Origin of the sequence: Rhodococcus sp. OK519 (genome assembly GCF_003051005.1) — a bacterium.
GTDB lineage: Bacteria > Actinomycetota > Actinomycetes > Mycobacteriales > Mycobacteriaceae > Prescottella.
The window spans coordinates 18,914-37,950 of sequence record NZ_QAOW01000014.1 but is presented as its reverse complement, the minus strand read 5'-3'; the positions used below and the strand labels follow the sequence as shown (position 1 = coordinate 37,950).

General features: G+C 66.3%; 16 protein-coding genes. 12 read left to right on the top strand and 4 right to left on the bottom strand.

The window, feature by feature from the left end; translation table 11 throughout:
• Positions 1-73 precede the first annotated feature (73 nt).
• Together C8K36_RS23345 and C8K36_RS23340 are read right to left on the bottom strand one after the other, a co-directional pair.
• Positions 74-1,627, bottom strand: a complete 1,554-nt coding sequence (locus tag C8K36_RS23345) for an ABC transporter substrate-binding protein (protein ID WP_181319698.1) — start codon at positions 1,625-1,627, stop codon at positions 74-76.
• A gap of 43 nt (positions 1,628-1,670) precedes the next feature.
• On the bottom strand, positions 1,671-2,063 hold the full coding sequence (locus tag C8K36_RS23340) for a VOC family protein (protein WP_107987439.1): 393 nt from the start codon (positions 2,061-2,063) through the stop codon (positions 1,671-1,673).
• Positions 2,064-2,562: 499 nt separating this feature from the next.
• On the opposite strand from C8K36_RS23340, the gene C8K36_RS23335 reads away from it, so the two are divergent.
• From C8K36_RS23335 to C8K36_RS23305, 7 genes are all read left to right on the top strand, one after another.
• Complete coding sequence (locus C8K36_RS23335; RefSeq protein ID WP_420910936.1) at positions 2,563-4,068, top strand: MFS transporter; 1,506 nt, start codon at positions 2,563-2,565, stop codon at positions 4,066-4,068.
• A 137-nt stretch (positions 4,069-4,205) separates the two neighbouring features.
• Complete coding sequence (locus C8K36_RS23330) at positions 4,206-5,093, top strand: SDR family NAD(P)-dependent oxidoreductase (protein WP_107987426.1); 888 nt, start codon at positions 4,206-4,208, stop codon at positions 5,091-5,093.
• 28 nt (positions 5,094-5,121) lie between these two features.
• Complete coding sequence (locus C8K36_RS23325; protein WP_107987425.1) at positions 5,122-5,619, top strand: hypothetical protein; 498 nt, start codon at positions 5,122-5,124, stop codon at positions 5,617-5,619.
• A 60-nt stretch (positions 5,620-5,679) separates the two neighbouring features.
• The gene (locus C8K36_RS23320) at positions 5,680-6,612 is read left to right on the top strand and encodes an alpha/beta hydrolase (RefSeq protein WP_107987424.1); all 933 of its coding nucleotides are present in this window, start codon (positions 5,680-5,682) and stop codon (positions 6,610-6,612) included.
• Positions 6,613-6,676: 64 nt separating this feature from the next.
• Positions 6,677-7,549 carry an SDR family NAD(P)-dependent oxidoreductase gene (locus C8K36_RS23315; protein ID WP_107987423.1) on the top strand — a complete coding sequence of 291 codons (873 nt, stop codon included), beginning with the start codon at positions 6,677-6,679 and terminating at the stop codon, positions 7,547-7,549.
• A gap of 41 nt (positions 7,550-7,590) precedes the next feature.
• Positions 7,591-8,811, top strand: a complete 1,221-nt coding sequence (locus C8K36_RS23310) for an ABC transporter substrate-binding protein (RefSeq protein ID WP_107987422.1) — start codon at positions 7,591-7,593, stop codon at positions 8,809-8,811.
• A gap of 36 nt (positions 8,812-8,847) precedes the next feature.
• Positions 8,848-9,351 carry a nuclear transport factor 2 family protein gene (locus C8K36_RS23305; protein ID WP_107987421.1) on the top strand — a complete coding sequence of 168 codons (504 nt, stop codon included), beginning with the start codon at positions 8,848-8,850 and terminating at the stop codon, positions 9,349-9,351.
• A gap of 54 nt (positions 9,352-9,405) precedes the next feature.
• Here C8K36_RS23305 and C8K36_RS23300 read toward each other — a convergent pair whose 3' ends face one another.
• A complete protein-coding gene (locus tag C8K36_RS23300; protein WP_107987420.1) occupies positions 9,406-10,029 on the bottom strand; it encodes a TetR/AcrR family transcriptional regulator in 624 nt (207 codons plus the stop codon).
• Between the two features lie 44 nt (positions 10,030-10,073).
• Between C8K36_RS23300 and C8K36_RS23295 the strand changes: the two genes are divergently transcribed.
• Complete coding sequence (locus C8K36_RS23295) at positions 10,074-11,726, top strand: PQQ-binding-like beta-propeller repeat protein (protein ID WP_146176531.1); 1,653 nt, start codon at positions 10,074-10,076, stop codon at positions 11,724-11,726.
• A gap of 66 nt (positions 11,727-11,792) precedes the next feature.
• Here the strand turns inward: C8K36_RS23295 and acs are convergent, their stop codons facing one another.
• On the bottom strand, positions 11,793-13,721 hold the full coding sequence (gene acs / locus C8K36_RS23290) for an acetate--CoA ligase (RefSeq protein ID WP_107987418.1): 1,929 nt from the start codon (positions 13,719-13,721) through the stop codon (positions 11,793-11,795).
• Positions 13,722-13,994: 273 nt separating this feature from the next.
• Here acs and C8K36_RS23285 point away from each other — a divergent pair, with 273 nt between their 5' ends.
• The 4 genes from C8K36_RS23285 to C8K36_RS23270 are packed head-to-tail and all read left to right on the top strand — an operon-like array spanning position 13,995 to position 18,991.
• Complete coding sequence (locus tag C8K36_RS23285) at positions 13,995-15,608, top strand: peptide ABC transporter substrate-binding protein (RefSeq protein ID WP_107987417.1); 1,614 nt, start codon at positions 13,995-13,997, stop codon at positions 15,606-15,608.
• 2 nt (positions 15,609-15,610) lie between these two features.
• Entirely contained in the window at positions 15,611-16,537 is a 927-nt protein-coding gene (locus C8K36_RS23280; RefSeq protein WP_107987416.1) for an ABC transporter permease, read from the top strand.
• Positions 16,530-17,390, top strand: a complete 861-nt coding sequence (locus tag C8K36_RS23275) for an ABC transporter permease (protein WP_420910934.1) — start codon at positions 16,530-16,532, stop codon at positions 17,388-17,390. Before C8K36_RS23280 ends, C8K36_RS23275 begins: the two co-directional genes overlap by 8 nt.
• Positions 17,387-18,991, top strand: coding sequence for an ABC transporter ATP-binding protein (locus C8K36_RS23270; RefSeq protein WP_107987414.1), 1,605 nt, complete (start codon positions 17,387-17,389; stop codon positions 18,989-18,991). Before C8K36_RS23275 ends, C8K36_RS23270 begins: the two co-directional genes overlap by 4 nt.
• The last annotated feature ends 46 nt before the right edge of the window (positions 18,992-19,037 follow it).

The following is a 19,037-nucleotide window of genomic DNA, read 5'->3' as shown; positions in this document are numbered from 1 at the left end:
TCCGATTCTGCCCCTCACCATCTCGGACACCGCCGCCGGTCGCTCACGGTCCGCTCGCTCACGGCCCCCACGGTCACTGCTGCTTCCACGCGAGTTCGGGCCGGAACCAGTACTGGTACGCGGGCTGCACACCGTGGACCGACGCGGGCGACATCAGGGTTGTTTCGGAGGGCCGCCAGAATCGGTACGCGGTGGTGTCGATGATCTCCTGGATCGCCGTCTTGAAGGCCTGGTTCACCACGGCGGGGTCGTCGGAGGTGTGGGTCAGATTCAGCGCCTCGTCGACTGCTGGGTTCGAGTAGCCGGCGCTGTTCCCCGAACCGTTGGTGTGGAACACCTTGTAGAGGTTGTCCGGGTGTGCTCCGCCTAGCGAATTGAGGATGAGGTCGTAGTTTCCGGAGACGAGTGCGGTCGCGAAGCCGGCACCGTCCAAGGGCTTGATCTCGAGCTTCAGGCCGTTCACCTGCTGGAGTTGCGACTGCAAAACCTCGGCGACACGATTGAGGTTCGGGCTTCCGGCCGTCGTGATGTACGAGAGCGTCACCTCGTCTCCGCCGTTACGGGCGCGGTAGCCGTCGATCAGTGTCTGGGCCCCGGCGATGTCCTTGTCCGGCCAGGTGGCGTTCGCGTCGTAGAGGGGGCTGTCCTCCGGCATGAAGTGTGTTGCCTTGGGGTCGTCAGGGAAGGCGGCGGCCATGATCTGGTCGCCGTCGACGAGTTTGCCGATCGCCGTCCGCACGTCGGGATCGGCAAGGGTGCCGCGGCTGCTCAGGCGTATCCCGTTGCCGCCGAGTTGTTGCGACTGGACGACGGTCATTCCAGCAGCTTCTGCGCGCTTCGCGTACTTCTCGCTGACGACAACTGCGACATCGAGTTCGCCTGCCTGGAGAGCGTTGAAGCGGAGGTCATCGGCCGGAATGGTCTTGACCACGAGACGGTCCGCATAGGGCCGGGGCTGGTCCCAGTAGCCGGAGTTGCGGTCGAGGACCATCTCCGTGCCGCGAGCCCACGAGCTGAGAACGAACGGCCCGGCGCCGACCGGTGAATTACCGAAGTCTGCACCCTTCCCGGAGATGGCGGTCGGTGAGGCCACGAACGCGAGGGGCTCGCTGAGAAGGAACGGCAGCTGATGGTTGACCTCGTTGGAGGTCACCGTCAGGGTGGTGTCGTCGACAACGTTCCACGTGATCGACTTCGCTGCAGCCATACTGGGCGACAGCAGCGCGGGGTCGAGTATGCGGTTCCAGTTGAAGGCGACGGCTTCGGTATCGAACGGGGTCCCGTCGGTGAAGGTCATGCCGGGGCGCAATTTCAGCGTCCATACCTTGCCGTCCTCCGAACTGAACGACTCCGCCATGCCGGGGGTGATCTCGTCAGCGTCGAGGTCGTAATACAGCAGGGCGCCGTAGATCGCCTGGCACGGCCCGAGACCGATACCGATTGCGCAGGTGACCGGGTCGACGGACTGCGCGTCCGTGTTGAACGCCATGGTCAGCGTGCCTCCGCGTTGCGGGTCACCGGCAGGCCCACCTGTGGTCGCGGTCGACTCACCCGAGCAGGCGGTGACGAGGAGGGTGAGCGCCGCGCCGGCGCTCAGCACAGCTGCGGTGCGAGAACGAATCTTCAACGAGTGCTCCTTGGAGATGGTGACGAGTCACGAACGAAGTGGGTCATAGGTTTTGGACAATCTCGAGGAGGTGACCTTCGGGGTCCTTCACGAAAGCGACGAGAACCCGGTGGTCGGTCATCTCTCTCACCGGGTCGACGACGACTCCTCCGGCGCTCTCGACGTTCCGTACGGTGCCTTCGGCGTCGGTGACGTTGAACCCGAGAACAGCCTCACCGGCTGCGGGAGTGGGTCTTTCGAGAAATCGCCACAGAACCAGCGTCGAATCGTCTCCGCGGCCGCTGGTGAGGATGATCTCCTCCAGCGCATTCGCGCCCTCGCCGACAGCGAGTCGCGCCTTCTCGGTGAGGCCGAAGGCGGATTGGTAGAACCTCGCCTGCGCGGGAAGGTTGTCGACGAAAACTTTGGTGAACGCGAATCGACTGGAACTGGTCATCGGAATCCTCGAATGTTCGACGTGCACTGCGGACCGGCGTGGAAGGAATACGCCGGAGTATCGAGAGGTGGACGGACTGTGTGAGCCCCTGTCCGGCCGCGGGTACGGGGTGGGTCACTTCTGTGAGCCGTTCGCGGATTACCCCATCCGCGAACCGATTTGGACAACAAGGTTTTCCCGCTCAATGGACACGAAGTGCTCACCGGCGACCGGTCGATGGCCGGTGTCCTCCGTGTGGAGGGGAAATCTGTCCGATGATCGGACACCCGAGTTGACGGATATGTCCACGCGCACGAGGGTGATCGAAACGATCGAAGGGACAGAGCGGTGACCGATCCGTCCTCGCGCTGGGCACGTCGCGCCGACCGGGTCGTGTAGTTCATTGGCAATCAACACGAATTAGGCTGTGGTAGAGAGTGATCAGTGTGGCGCGAAGGTGTCCGGAGAGTGTCGGATACGGTGACGTCCGCCATTCGGCGACATTTGGGTTCGACTGGAAGTGCTCTGTGAGCGGGTGCGTGCAGTGAGCCCAGGAACCGCCTCGGACGCGGAGGTCGCGTCCGAGGCGCCGGAACTCGGCCCCGGAGCCGGAGCGGCAAGATCTGTAGTGTTGGTGCTCGTAGTTTGCGGCGCCGTCATGACGCTGCAGCAGACCATGATTCTGCCGCTGTTGCCGGCGTTGCCGAGCCTGCTGGGCACCTCTTCCACCACCGCATCATGGTTGGTGACGGCGACGTTGGTCACCGGTGCGGTCGTGACGCCACTGGTCGGACGTCTGGCCGATTCGTTCGGCAAGAAGCGGCTGGTGATGATCACTCTGTCGGTGGTCGTGGCCGGTTCGCTCCTCGGCGGCGTGAGTGCGTCGATTCCTGCTCTCATCGTCGCGCGTGCGATGCAGGGGTGTGGTCTCGCGCTGGTACCGGTTGCGATCTCGATCATGCGAGATGTCCTCCCGCGCGATCGCGTTCCGGGCGGTGCGGCGGCGATGGGCGCGTCCCTGGCGGTCGGTTCCGCAGCGGGACTACCGATTGCCGGACTGGTCGTCCTGTACCTGGACTGGCACGGAATATTCTGGGTCACTGCCGCGAGCGGCGCGCTCCTTCTGATGGCGGTCGTCAGGGTGATTCCCGACGGCCCGGTGAGCTCACGGGACTCGTTCGACTATCTGGGGGCCGTCGTCCTCGCGGGTGCACTGACCTCGGTGCTTCTCGTCCTCACGAAGGGAAACCAGTGGGGTTGGGGTGAGCCGCGCACGCGGCTGCTGCTCGTCGTCGGCTGCGCGCTCGCGATTGTGTGGGTTCCGGTCGAGCTACGCTCCCGATCGCCTGTGGTGGATCTGCGTCTCGCTTCGAGGCCGGCGGTGCTGTCCGTCAACACGTGCTCACTCCTGATCGGCTTCGCGCTGTTCAGCAATACCCTCGTGACTATCCAGCAGCTACAGATCCCACGCGTCACCGGTTCCGGGTTCGGTATGGGCATGGTGGAAGCCGGCCTGTGGATGATCCCGCCAACGCTGGTGGGTGTCGTCATGGCGCCCGTCGCTGCGAGTGCGATCAGGCGCTTCGGTGCACGCCTCACCCTGCTGGTCGCTGCCGTCCAGATATCCGGTTCCTTCGGTCTGAGAGTCTTTTTCAGTGAGGAGCTTTGGCAGGTGCTCGCCGGGGCAGGCCTGGTCGCAGTGGGCCTTTCCCTCGCACAAGCGGCGATCCCCACTCTCACGATTCAGGCAGTACCCGTCGCGCAGACGGCATCGGCGAATGGGGTCAACGCGCTCCTGAGGTCGGTGGGTACATCCAGCGCGAGCGCCACGATGGCCGCTGTCGCGGCCGTGTCCTTTGTTCATGCCGACGGCGGTACGTACCCGAGTTTCGGCGCCTTCGCTGCGATGTTCTGGATCTCGGCCGGCGCCACCCTCATTGCAGCGGGAGTGGTCGCGGCGGGTCTCGTACTGCAGCGAAGCACCCGCACGCTTCGGGCCGCTGTCGACGGCGCGCAAGCCGGCTGACGAGGCTCCCGTGCCGGTGGATTCTGCACCGGCTCGTCCGCTCAGTGGACAGAGGGGCTGCGAGCGTATTCCCGACCAACAATGCTGGGGAACATCGGATTTCGATATCGATATGCCGACCGAGCTAGGGAGGAAATATGGCGCAAGCCTTGACCGGCAGGACGGCCCTGGTCACCGGAAGCAGCAGGGGGATCGGTCGCGGCATCGCACAGCGGTTGGCGGCCGAGGGCGCCACGGTTGTCGTGACCGCGAGGGCCGCGCATGCCTCGGAGTCGGTACGGGCGGGGCGTAGCACGACGATCGCCGGCAGCTTGGACGAGACGGTTGCGTTGATCGAGGCCGCGGGGGGCCGGGCACTCGCCATTCCCGCTGATCTCGAGGATGCCGAGGCCCGCGACGGGCTCGTCGATCGTGTCGTCGAGGAGTTGGGAGGCATCGACATTCTGGTCAACAATGCGGGCTTCGCCGACTACTCGGTGGTCGAGGACATGGAACTGGCGACCTTCGATCGGACAGTCGACCACTACCTGCGGGTGCCGTTCGTGCTCTCCCGCGCGGCGATCCCACACATGCGCAAGCAGGGCGGCGGATGGATCGTCAATATCGGATCCTCGACGGGGCTCGACCCGATCCGGCCGTTCCGGGACTACAACAAGACGTCGGGCGATGTGGTGTACGGGTCCATGAAGGCCGCGTTGCACCGCTTCACCCAGGGACTCGCCGCCGAACTGCTCGACGCCGACATCGCGGTGAACTCGGTGGGGCCGTCCACAGCGATCATGACCCCCGGTGCCGCGTCGCTCATCCCCGAGGGCTACGAGACCGAGCCCGTCGAGTACCTCGCCGAGACGGTGCTGGCGATGTGCGTACTTCCTGCCGCGGAGCGGACCGGGCATGTCGCCTTCAGCCTCCATTTCCCCTGGAGCCAGAGGCTTCCGGTGATGACACTGGACGGGCAGACCGAATTGCCACGACGAGAGCCGCCGGCCTGGAGTAACCCGAACATCCGGCCGGCAGGCCTGTAGCAGTCCGACACGACAGACGGAGGAATTGATGGTTCAGCGCGACATCGCACCCGAATCGGTGGCACAGGCAGTGGCGAAGTGGTGGTTCTACTACGACGAGTGGAATCCGGCGGTGCTCCGTTCGCTCGTCACCGACGACTTCGCGTTCAGTTGCCGCAGTGACACCGGTGCCACGGCCTACGAGGACTTCATCACGTGTGACCTGCGCGGAGTGGACGAGGTGATGGCCTGGCAGGAAGAGCACCGCATCAACAGTCCATATCCGTTGCGCCACAACGGTGCCAACATCTTCATCACAGGCGTCGGGGACTCCGCAATCACGTTCTCGTCGTACATCTTCGTCACCAAGATCATCGAGGGCCGACCGTATTCGCTCTCGAGCGGAATCGTGCACGGGTCGGCGCGGGTGACCTCCGATGGCATCGCGCTGCAGCGACTCGAAGTAGTGCTCGATACGCGCGAATCGGTCCGTTATTCGGATCTGCCGGCGGGCGCCACATCGGCATCGGCGTCGCGAGTCCACTGACCCACGGACGTAACCGGGTCGCGTGGGTGAACTCCCACCTCACGAGAACGAGGATTGATCATGCCCCTGGCTGTTGAGGCACAACGAGTCATCGACGACGTGGCATCTCGCATGCGCGTACCGATGTACGAGATGTCGGTCGAAGAATTGCGCGCCGCATACTCGGCACGGGCAGTGCCGGCAACGACGGTGATCCACGAAGTGCTCGACCTCACGGTGCCGTCGGGCACCGGAGGTGTGCCGGTGCGCATCTACCGTCCGAGTGCCGACACGAGCCTTCCCGTAGTCATGTGGCTGCACAGCGGTGGATGTGTGATCGGCGGCCTGGATCAGAACGACGAGTACCTGCGGAAGCTGAGTGCTGCTGCCTCTGTCGTGATCGTCTCGGTGGACTACCGCCTGGCGCCGGAACATCCACATCCGGCCGCACTGGACGACTGTCGTGCGGTGTGGGAGTGGCTCGAGGGCGCCCCGGGTGAACTGGCTGCGGACGTCGACCGTGTGGCCGTGGCAGGGGAGAGCGCCGGCGGAACCCTGACCTTCGCACTCACTCAACAACTCCGCGATGGCGGACGCCCCCTCCCGACCGCGCAGGTCAGCTTCTACGGTGCGGCCGAGATGCGGGTGTCGAACCCGGATGAGGCCAGTCTGCTGTCCTCTCCGGAGGACTGCCACCGGTTCTGGGACCTGTACGCCCCGGACGTTCGCTCGCGCCTGCACCCCGACGTCAGCCCGGGTCTCGCCGCCGATGTCACCGGATTGCCACCCACTTTCATCGTCACCGCAGAGGTGGACCCGACGCGGGACGCCACTGAGGACTATGCGCGTCGCATGGCTGCATCGGGAGTGCAGGTGGAACTCGACCGCTACGACGGGATGATGCACGGCTTCGCGACGCTGCTGACGGCACTGCCGCAGGCGCGCCGCGTTTTCGACCGTACTGTGCGGTTTCTCTCGGGTTCGCTGGGGAGCCCCGCCGCCACGCAGGAATGAGCCTCATCGGCTACGCAACCCGACCTCGTCTTCGTGGCCGGGACCATTGGATCAAGGAGAGTTAGTGTCCACAGCCCAGATCAGATTCTCTACGGGCACTGCAGTTGTCACGGGCGGTGCGGCCGGAATCGGCGAGGGGTTCGTTCGCCATCTCGCGGAACTCGGGATGACTGTCGTGGTCGCCGACATAGACCACCGGCGGGCGATGGACGTTGCGGCCGACGTGATCGGTTCCGGCGGTTCGGCGTACCCGTATCGGGTCGACGTGACCGACCCGGCGGCGGTGGACGCGATGGCCGAGGAGGTCTTCGCGCGGTACGGCAGCGTCGAACTCCTGATCAACAACGCGGGGGTGGAGAATGCCGGCCTTCTGTGGGAGGTCGGACTCGATCGCTGGAAGCGGGTCATGGAGATCAACGTCGACGGCGTATTCCACTGTCTGCGTTCCTTCGTGCCCCGGATGATCGGGGTCGGCTCGCCGACATGTATCGCGAACCTGTCGTCGGTAGGCGGCCTGAACAGTGTCGCCGTCCAGGCCCCATACATCGTCAGCAAGCATGCCGTGCTTGCATTGACGGAGTGCCTGCACCAGGAACTCTCACTCGTCGAGGCGCCGATCCAGGTGTCTGCGGTGCTACCCCACTCGATTCGCAGCCAGATTTTTCTGGCGGCCCAGAAGGACGCCCCGTGTGACAATGCGACGGCGAATGCAGTGTTCGCCGCCATGCAACGCGACAATGTCGAGGCGGGTCTCGATCCCGTTGTCGCAGCCCGACATATGACCGAGGCGATTGCGCGCGGGGATTTCTGGGTCTTCTCGAATGACGAGAAATGTGTCGAGATCGCGACCCAACGGGCCCGGCAGTTGCTCGACCTGGCACCACCACCGGACCCCCGACTCATGCTCGAGCGCATGGGCGTCGCGGTCGACGACTAGTGGTGCCCCACATCCAGCCTGATCATCCTTCCGGAGGGAACATGAAGACTCGTCGTCCACTAGCGGCGGTAGCGCTTTCCGCCGCTACTGCATTGGCCATCGTGGGGTGCGGGCGTGCCGACCCCGCGGAGACCGGCGGTGCCGATGAGCCGTACCGCGTGCTGGTGACGGGTGGAATCAGCGCGCAGGGCGTCCTCGCGGCGAATGCGCAGACTGCGATTCTTGCCGCCCAGGCCGGCGCACGAGTGCAGAACGAGTCCGGTGGCATCGGGGGGCGCAGGATCGAACTGACGATCGTCGATGACGGCGGCGATCCGACGAAGGCGGTGACCGAGCTACGCAAGGCGATCAGTGCGAAGAAGCCCGACTTGTTCCTCAGCTCCGGCCCCTCGTCGGTGAGCGCAGCGGTTCTGCCCATCCTGAACCAGAACGACATTCTGTCATTCGGAGTGGCGCCGACTCCGGACTCGACGGACGCGGCGAAGTTCCCGCTCAATTTCGACCTCGGCATCGGTGCGCCGGAGAGCGCCCGCGGCATCGTCGGTCACGCGAAGGAGAAGGGCTACGACAGCATCGGTGTCATCCACGGCAGTACCGCGTACGGCGAGCTGTTCGGCAAGGAGATGACCTCGACGCTCGAGAAGGCGGGCCTGAGGCAGGCCGGCAACGAGGAGTACGAGGCGACAGCCCTCGACATGACAGCGCAGCTGCAGTCGCTGAAGAACGCGGGCGCCGAGGCGGTCGCAGTGGATGCCTACGGCGCGCCGCTGGGCTACATCCTGCAGAACATGCAGCGCCTGGGCTGGGACGTGCCGCTCATCGGCAACATCTCGGTCGGGGCCACGAATCTGGTCGCGAACGAGCCCCCGACCGGTGTTCTCGGCACACCGCAGGTCGAGAATCTCGTGGTGCAGGTCTTCACGAGTACTGTGCACGACGCCGACAGCGAGGCCGTGAACCGGATGGTCGACACCATGGCATCGATCGGCACGATCCCGTCGACACTTGTCGTCGCAGGCAACTACGACGCGTTCCCACTGGTGGCCGCCGGTGCCGAGAAGGCGGGTACCACCACCGATGCGGGGAAGCTCGCGCAGGCGATCGAGACCGACGAGGTCCAGGAGACCGCGGAGACGGCGTTCTTCGCGCGCTACAACTTCAGCGCCGACAGTCACGGGCCCAACCCGAGCCAGGACGAGATGCGGTTCATCGCGCCCACCAAGGTCGTCAACGGCCAATTCGGGAGCGATCGCCAGCCCTGAGCGGAAACTGCTCGAATCAGAGAAGGATGAAAACGTATGGATTCGACAACCCTGGGCCATGCTAGCGGTCCGGTCATGCTTCCGGCCGCCGAGCAGGCAGCCGCGATCGATGAGATTCAACGACTGTTCGCGAGCCGACTCCGGATCATGGACACCAAACAGTGGGATCTCTACGGCAGTGTGCACACGCCGGACGTCGTCAGCGACACCTTCGGTGCCGGTGGATCGGTGGTCGGTCGCGCAGATCTCACGGAGGCTATCCGGAATGTATTGGACGGCAGCGTGTTCGTGACCTCGGTCCACCACGGGCACACACCCGAGATCACGCTGACCTCGGACACCACGGCTACCGGCATCTGGGCCATGGAGGACGAGCTGTGGTGGACCAACGGTGATATCGAGGAGCACCTGCACGGCTACGGCCACTACCACGAGGAGTACCGCAGGATCGAGGGCCGGTGGCTGATCGGCTACCGCAGGCTCACCCGGCTACGGGTGACGCACTCGCCGCACTATTTCGACTACCTCTCCGCGGGCTGACGCTCGCGGGTCATCCGCTGGTGCAGGACATTTCTGCGGCGCTACTGTGCGGTGTCAGTCCTCGGCGAGAGGTGCGGTGAGCGTGGATGTCGCCATGGCGATCACGTTGCGCCTGAAGGTCTCGAGCGGCAGAGGTGGCCGACGGCGGTTCGCCATGTCGCGGGCTCGAATGGCCAGCATTGCCGAAATGAGGAGCAGTGTCCCCTGGATGCGCTCGTCGGCGACACGAGGTGGCAGGTCGTCGATACCGGCACGCATCAGCGCGATGGTTGCCGCCAGGCTCGGATACTTCTCGACGCCGTCCATCTGTTCCGGCGTCAGTTCGTACATGGTCTGACCCAGGATGCGCAGATACCGTCGCCCGGAGTCGTTCGACAGCATTTCGGCCAGGGGGATCACGGCGAGTTCGACGGCGTCGCGCGGATCACGGGGGCCCGGTGCCGGCCAGTCGGACAGCAGCTTGGCGCGGCGCTCCTCGATACGGGTGAGGTACTTCTCGCGGATCGCCTGAAGGACGCCTTCGCGGGAGCCGAAGTGGTATCGCAGCGCGGACGGATTGCGTTGTCCTGCACCGGTGACGATGTCGCCGACGAGGGTTGCCTCCACGCCTCGGGTCGCGAACAACTCCTCGGCGACCTCGAGGAGTTTCTGTTTCGTCGAAACGGTCTCCTGGCTCATGCGGGCAGTGTAGCTTCCCGAGGTACTACTAATAAGGAGTATTAATGCATCCGATCGAAGTAGCCCGCAGGAGACGAATCGGACGACTCGTCGTGGCGGCGGCGACGCTGGCCGCGGCGATCGGTTCGGGTGTCGGTGCTGCCGGCGCGACGGGCAGTCTCGGAAGTGGGAGTCTCGGGAGTGGAAGCCTCGGGTCGGGAAGCGCCGAGGGGAGTGGAATGTGGCCGTACGCGGACACCGGATGGGTGACACTGCATGGCGATCCGGCCAATCGTAAGCAGCAGTTGGGGGTGGACACAGCCGCCGAGTACACGCGCTGGACCGCCCTCGAAGGCGCGGCGGTTCTCACCGCGCCCGTGCTGCTGCCCAACGGAAACCTCGCGGTGACCACCGGTAAGGCCGAGGGCAACGCGAATCTCCATATCCTCGACCGGCTCGGCAATACGGTGTGGGAAGCGCCAGGGTGGAGTGGCAAGGACGGTGTCGATTCCGCCGCGATCATGTCGTCGCCCATCGTCGACGTCGACGGCAACATCTACATCGCAGACGCCGACCAGTTCTGGTCGTACACGAGCGGAGGCAGTCTGCGGTGGGTGATCGACCTGCCTGCCGCCCCGACGCCCAATCCCTTCGCCACCGGAGCGCGGCCGATCAATCCCTTTGTCACCGCCGTTTTCACGAAGGACGGCGGTGTCCTCGGGACCACCGCGTTCGGTCAGGTGGTCGTCGTCGATCGCGCTACCGGTGAGCTGCGCGCGCCGATCCTGCAGTTGCCGGGCACGTTGGCCAAGAGACATACGAAGACCGCGATGTCGCCGAGTATGTGGTCCGACGGAATCATGGATCCGGCGGTCCGGGACCCCATCTTCCAGATCATCATGGGTGGAATCGTGCAGAGCGCCAACACGCCTGCCGTCGACGAGCGGACGGGGCGCGTGTTCGTTGCGGCGACCGACGTCGTGCAGGACAAGGGTGCGCTCTACGGGTTGGACGTGACACCCCCGCGGGCTGGGCAGCCGGGGTCGGTGTCGATCGGCTTTTCGGCGCAGATGGGTCCGGGTAGCGGGTCCAGTCCCGTGCTCTCGCCGGACGGGCGCCTGGTCTACACGTGCGACGACGAGGGCCTGCTCTACGCCTTCGATGCGTCGACGGGAGAACAGGTGTGGAGTGCTCCGTCGAATGCCGCCGCCGCCGCGGTGACGGTGGATGCCGGTGGGGACATCTACGTCCTGACGAACCCCGGTGTCGCGTCGGCCTTCGACGAGACCGGTGAAAAGCTGTGGGACGCGGACCTGTCCGCGGTCACCGCCGCTGCGTTGCCGGTCAACGACGTGTACGGCGCGCCCATCGTGCGGGGCAACGGCAATCCCACCGTGGTGAACGATGCCGTGCTGATCGAGGTGTACTTCGGCTACGACGTTCCGGTGCAGGGCTATCCGGTCTCGGTACCGGTGAAGGCCGCGATCGTGGAACTCGACCCGGCGACGGGGGTTGCGCGTCGCACCGTCGCGATCGCCAGTGACAGCACCGAGGGTCTGCTCGCGGTCGCACCCGACGGCAGGATGTTCTCGACGCTCGGCGCGATGACGTCGACGGCGATCGCGCCCCTCGCGCCGATGGTGAATCCGAATCTGCCGGACGGCCTCGAGGTGATGCGCCCGCAGGGTGGCCTGGACGGGTTCCTCCCCGTGTCCTGATCGGGAAACGCAGAACGGGGGTCCTGCAGTCCGGTTCGGACTGCAGGACCCCCGTGTGTTCGGTGGCTACTTGCCGCGGATGGCGTCGAACACCTTGGGATCGACCAGCGTCGAGGTGTCGCCCAGATCGCGGCCCTCGGCGACGTCGCGCAGCAGACGACGCATGATCTTGCCGGAGCGGGTCTTCGGCAGTTCGGGTACGACCGTGATCTGCCGCGGCTTCGCGATCGGGGAGATCTCGGTGGACACCTGTGAGCGCAGTTCGGCGATCAGCGCCTCGCCGGTGTTCTCCATACCTTCGCGCAGGATCACGAATGCGACGATGCCCTGACCGGTGGTCTCGTCGGCGGCGCCGACGACGGCGGCTTCGGCGACCGACGGATGCCCGACGAGCGCCGACTCCACCTCGGACGTCGAGATGCGGTGACCGGAGATGTTCATGACGTCGTCGACGCGCCCGAGCACCCACAGGGCGCCGTCCTCGTCGTACTTGGCGCCGTCGCCGGCGAAGTACCAGCCCTCTTCGGCGTAGCGCGACCAGTAGGTGTCCTTGTAGCGCTCCATGTCGCCCCAGATGCCGCGTAGCATCGCCGGCCACGGCTCGTCGAGGACCAGGTAGCCGCTGCCGCCGGCGCCGAGTTCGTGGGCCTCGTCGTCGACGATCTTCGCGGAGATGCCGGGCAGCGGGGCCATCGCGGAACCGGGCTTGGTGGCGGTGATGCCGGGCAGTGGCGAGATCATGATCGCGCCGGTCTCGGTCTGCCACCACGTGTCGACGATCGGCGCGGTGCCGCCGCCGATGACGTCGCGGAACCAGCGCCACGCCTCCGGGTTGATGGGCTCGCCCACCGAGCCGAGCAGGCGGATCGACGACAGGTCGTGCGCGTCGGGGATCTCGCGGCCCCACTTCATGAACGTGCGCACCAGCGTCGGCGCGGTGTAGTAGATGGAGACGCCGTACTTCTCGATGATCTGGAAGTGCCGGTGCTCGTCGGGGGAGTTGGGGGTGCCCTCGTAGACCACCTGCGTGACGCCGTTGCTCAGCGGGCCGTAGACGATGTAGCTGTGCCCGGTGACCCAGCCGATGTCGGCGGTGCACCAGTAGACGTCCTGGCCGGCCTTGTGGTCGAACACGTTGTGATGCGTGTACGACGCCTGCGTCAGGTAGCCGCCGGAGGTGTGGATGATGCCCTTGGGCTTACCCGTCGTGCCGGACGTGTAGAGGATGAACAGCGGGTGTTCGGCGTCGAAGGCCTGCACCTCGTGCGTGTCGGACGCCTTCTCGACGGTGTCGTGCCACCACAGGTCCCTGCCCTCGGTGATGTCGACGTCGATGCCGGTTCGCTTGACCACCAACACGTTCCGTACGGATTCGGCGCCGGAGACGGCCTCGTCGACGGCGGGCTTGAGTGGGGCGGCCTGGCCGCGACGCCACTGCCCGTCGACGGTGACGACGAGCTTGGCGGCGGCGTCGTCGATACGTGAGCGCAGCGCGGTCGCCGAGAATCCGGCGAACACCACCGAGTGGGTGAGGCCGAGTCGGGCGCACGCCAGCATCGTCACGATGGCTTCGGGGATCATCGGCATGTAGATCGCGACGCGGTCACCCGCGACGAGGCCGAGTTCGGTGAAAGCGTTTGCCGCGCGGCTTACTTCGGCCAGCAGGTCGTTGTAGGTGATGTCGCGGCTGTCGCCGGGCTCGCCTTCGAAGTGGATCGCGACCCGGTCGCCGTTGCCGGCGATCACGTGCCGGTCGACGCAGTTGTAGGCGACGTTCAGTTCGCCGCCGACGAACCACTTGGCGACGGGCGCGTCCGACCAGTCGAGGACCTCGGTCCACGGAGTGGCCCAGTCCAGGCGCCGGGCCTGGGTGTCCCAGAAGGCGAGGCGGTCGCGGTCGGCCTCGGCCTGCAACTCGGGGCCTGCGTTCGCCGCGGCCGTGAACTCCGCGCTGGGCGGGTACACCTGGGGTGCGTCGGTAGCACTGCTCGTCATCTCGGCTTGCCTTCTTTCCGGGTCGAAATCGACAGTTGTCGCACGTGTGAGGGTAGTCACAGGTGGCGGGGGTCGCATGATTCCCTCCCATCGAGCGGTCGCCACGTGCGCCGATCGGTCGAAACGGTGCGACGGGCGGTCGTTGCCGTGTGGGACGTTGCGATCGGGCCTCGAACGGGTGCCGATCCAGTCCGGGAGCGCCTGGACTCCGACGGCCACCACGGTCGCTGCCTATCGTCACAGGAACCAACCGAGTGTTTCGGGAGGTGAGCGGTGGCTGTTCGGCGGTCGACTGCGGGGGCGTCGGCGCTTGTCGTGGTGCTGGCGTCGGCGCTGCTCGTGGCGTGCACAGGGAGCACTGCTCCGAGTGCGCACACCATCTATGCCTGGAGCGGCGAGCCACAGAACCCGTTGGTCCCGACCGACACCGGGGAGAACACGGGTGGACGGGTGCTCGATGCGCTGTTCGCCGGCCTGGTGTCGTACACCGCCGAAGGAGACGTCGAGAACGAGGTGGCGCAATCGATCGAGACGTTCGACGGGCAGCGCTACACCGTCACGCTCGAGGACGGGTGGACCTTCACTGACGGAACCCCGGTCACGGCAAACTCGTTCGTCGACGCGTGGAACTACGGCGCGTTGTCCACCAACGCGCAACTGCAGTCGTCGTTCTTCGATCCGATTCGGGGCTACGACGAGGTAGCCGCCGCGAACCCGACCGCGACGACGATGTCCGGGCTCGAGGTGCTCGACGATCGGACGTTCACGATCACGCTGAAGCAACCCGAATCGGCGTTCCCGAAACGGTTGGGGTTTGCCGCGTACTACCCGCTGCCGCAGGCCGCGTATGCCGACATGGCCGCGTTCGGGCAGCACCCGATCGGCAACGGCCCGTACCGGTTCACGAACGACGATGCGTGGCAACATAATGTGCGCATCGACCTGACGACGAACCCCGACTATCGGGGCGCACGGGTCGCGCGCAACGAGGGGCTGACCTTCGTGATGTACAGCAACCTCGACACCGCCTACACCGACCTGCTGTCGAACAACCTCGACGTCCTCGACGGTGTCCCGTCCAGCGCACTGGACACGTTCGAAGAGGACCTGCCGGGCCGCACGGTCAACCAGCCGTCCGCGACGATCGAGACATTCACCATCCCGGAACGGCTGCCGCACTTCGGTGGCGAGGAGGGACGGCTGCGCCGGCAGGCGATCTCGCAGGCGATCGACCGCGAGCAGATCACCGAACGGTTGTTCGCGAGCACCCGTACACCGGCGCGCGACTTCACCAGCCCGGCTGTTCCAGGCTGGACGCCGAGCCTGTCCGGATCGGGAAATCTCGACTTCGTCCCCGATCGTGCGCGGGCGCTGTGGGCGCAGGCCGACGCGATATCGCCGTGGAGCGGGACGTTCGCGATCGCCTACAACTCCGACGGCGGACATCAGGATTGGGTGGATGCGGTGAGCAACAGCATCCGCAACACGCTCGGCATCGACGCGCGGGGCGCGCCGTATCCGACGTTCGCGCAACTGCGGACCGAGGCCACCGAACGGACCATCCGGACCGCATTCCGATCGGGTTGGCAGGCGGACTACCCGCAGCAGTACGGGTTCCTGGCCCAGAACTACCAGACGGGAGGCAGTTCCAACGACGGCGAATACTCCAACCCGGAGTTCGACGCTCTGCTGCGGGCGTCGGCCGGTGCGACCGACCCGGAGGAGTCACAGCGGCTGATCGATCGCGCGCAGGAGATCCTCCTGCGTGATCTGCCCGCGGTGCCGAACTGGAATCGCAACGCGTCGGGCGGGTGGTCGGAGTACGTCACGAACGTGCGAATCGGGTGGGATGGCGTGCCGCTCTACTACCTCGTCGAGAAGGGGTAGCAATGCTTCGCTATACCGGCAGGCGTGTGCTGCAGATGATTCCGGTGTTCCTCGGAACCACCTTCCTGATCTACGCGCTGGTGTTCCTGCTGCCCGGTGATCCTGTCGCTGCCCTCGCCGGGGACCGGGCGCTCACCCCCGCGGTGACGGAGCAGTTGCGAGCCCGGTACCACCTGGACCAACCGTTCCTGGTGCAGTATCTGCTGTACCTGAAGGGGCTCGTGACGCTCGACTTCGGTACGTCGTTCTCCGGCCGGCCCGTCGGTGAGGTGCTGGCGCAGGCCTTCCCGATCACCTTGAAGCTCGCGCTCACGGCCATCGTCATCGAGACGGTGCTCGGCGTCGGGGCCGGACTGATCGCCGGTCTCCGGCAGGGTGGCGTGTTCGACGGCACCGTCCTGATCCTGAGCCTCGTCCTCATCGCGATCCCGGTGTTCGTCCTCGGCTTCCTCGCACAGTTCTTCATCGGGATCCGGTGGGGCCTGGCGCCTCCCACGGTAGGCGCTGACACCAGCCTGCCGCGGTTGATACTGCCGGCGTGCGTGCTCGCGGCCGTCTCGTTCGCGTACGTCCTGCGCTTGACGCGCACATCGGTCGCGACGACGCTGCACGCCGACTTCGTGCGGACCGCCACGGCGAAGGGGTTGTCGCGGCCGCGGGTCGTGTGGGTGCACGTGCTGCGCAATTCTCTGATCCCGGTCGTCACGTTCCTGGGTGTGGACCTTGCGGCGCTGATGGGCGGCGCGGTGGTCACCGAGGGCATCTTCAACATCAACGGGGTAGGGGGCACCATCTACCAGGCCGTCATCCGCGGCGAGGCACCCACGGTCGTGTCCTTCGTCAGCGTCCTCGTCGTGGTGTATCTGATCGCGAACCTTCTGGTGGACCTGCTGTACGCCGTCCTCGATCCGCGGATTCGCTATGCCTGACGAGCGTGGGATGTGGGGATCGGCGTGGCGTCGACTGCGTCGGCGGCCGATGTTCCTGGTGGCGTGCGTCATCCTGCTCGTCGTGGTCGCGATCGCGCTGTTCCCGGGGCTGTTCACGAGTGTCGACCCGCGCTACTGCAACATCGCCGACAGTCTCGGACCGCCGCGTTCGGGACACTGGTTCGGCTTCGACCGACAGGGATGTGACGTGTACGCGCGCACGATCTACGGCGCCCGCCCCTCCGTCACCGTCGGGGTGTGCGTCACCGCGGCCGTCCTGGCGATCGGGGTCCTGTTCGGCGCCCTCTCCGGCTACTACGGTGGCTGGGCCGATTCGGTGCTCTCGCGTATCACCGATATCTTCTTCGGCATTCCGCTGATCCTCGCCGCGATTGTATTGATGCAGTTGTTCGCCCAGCGGACGATCTGGACGGTGGTGGCGGTGCTTGCCCTGTTCGGATGGCCGCAGATGGCGAGAATCGCTCGTGGAGCAGTCATCTCGGCCAAGTCCCACGACTACGTACTCGCTGCCCGTGCAGTGGGAATGTCGAGCCCGTCGATCCTCGTGCGGCACGTGCTGCCCAACGCGCTCGCTCCGATCATCGTCGTCGCCACCATGTCGCTCGGGACGTTCATCGTCACGGAGGCGACGCTGTCGTTCCTCGGGATCGGGCTGCCGTCCACCACGGTGTCGTGGGGCGGCGACATCAGTACCGCGCAGGTGACGCTGCGGCGTGGGTCGACGATTCTGTTCTATCCGGCCGGCGCCCTCGCGATCACGGTGCTCGGCTTCGTCCTGCTCGGGGACTCCCTGCGCGACGCTCTGGATCCGACGAGAGCGAGACGCCGATGACCGCGCCACTGCTCGCCCTCGAGGGGCTCGAAGTGAGCTTCGGATCCGGCGCCACCGCGGTGCGCGCGGTCCGCGGCGTCGATCTGACGGTAGAGCCCGGGCAGACTGTCGCGATCGTCGGCGAGTCCGGTTCCGGGAAGTCGACGCTCGCCCACGCGCTGATCGGCCTGCTGCCCGGCGGCGGCCGCGTGACCGGCGGGCGCATCGCATTCGAAGGGCGCAACCTGACTCACGCGCCGGAACGAGTGTTCGTCGGGATCCGTGGGAGCGGAATCGGATTCGTGCCGCAGGATCCCGCGACCAACCTCGATCCGGTCTGGAAGATCGGGTTCCAGGTGCGGGAGACGTTGTCGGCCAACGGGGTGGCGAAGGGGCGGGCCGCCCGTCGGCGGGCGGCCGAGTTGCTCGCGGAAGCCGGACTCGACGACGCCGAGGCCCGCGCCGGCCGCTACCCGCACGAGTTCTCGGGCGGGATGCGACAGCGGGTTCTCATCGCGATCGGTCTCGCGGCCCGCCCGCGTCTGCTCATTGCCGACGAGCCGACGTCGGCCCTCGACGTGACCGTCCAGCAACGCGTCCTCGACCATCTCGAGCACCTGGCGGGTGAATTGGGCACTGCGGTCCTGCTCATCACGCACGACCTCGGGGTCGCCGCCGAACGCGCCGAACACGTCGTCGTGATGCACGAGGGGACGGTCGTCGAATCCGGTTCTCCGGAACGGATCCTCACTGAACCCGAGCATCCGTATACCCGGCGGCTCGTGGCCGCGGCACCATCGCTCGGCATCGAACGGACCCGGCCAGTCGCGTCCCCTGACGCGGCTCCGCTGCTCGTCGTCGACGGCCTGCGAAAGGTATTCCGCAGCAGACGGACCGAGGTGACCGCTGTCGACGACGTCTCGTTCACCGTGCACCGCGGGACCACCACCGCGATCGTCGGCGAGTCCGGATCGGGCAAGACCACGGTGTCGCGGATGATCCTCGGACTGCTGCCTCCCGACGGCGGCTCGGTCCTGTTCGACGGCACCGACCCGGCCGCGCTCGGTCGCGGAGAGAAGGCGTTCCGGCGCCGGGTCCAGCCCGTGTTCCAAGACCCCTACGGCAGCCTCGACCCGACGTACTCGGTGTTTCGGATCGTGGAGGAACCGCTTCGGGTGCACCGCATCGGTGGCCGCGTCGAGCGCGCCCGGCGGGTCCGCGAACTCCTCGACCGCGTCGCCCTGCCCGCCGATCTGTCGCGCCGGTTCCCTGCCGAACTGTCCGGTGGGCAGCGGCAGCGGGTTGCGATCGCCCGTGCGCTCGCTCCCGGGCCGGAACTGCTCGTGTGCGACGAGGCGGTCTCGGCCCTCGACGTCGTGGTGCAGGACCAGATCTTGCGGCTGCTCGACGACCTGCAGCGCGACCTGGGCCTGACGTACGTGTTCGTCAGCCACGACTTGGCGGTGGTGCGGCGGATCGCCGACCGGGTGGTGGTGATGCACGGCGGGCGGGTGGTGGAGGAGGCGGCCGCGGAAGACGTGTTCGAGCGTCCCGGGCACGAGTACACCCGACGCCTGCTCGACGCCGTCCCGTCCGGTCGTCGGCGGGGTTCGGGAGAGTAGCGCCGCTCCGATCGAAATGCCCTGTGCAAGAGTGGCTGTGTGGAGT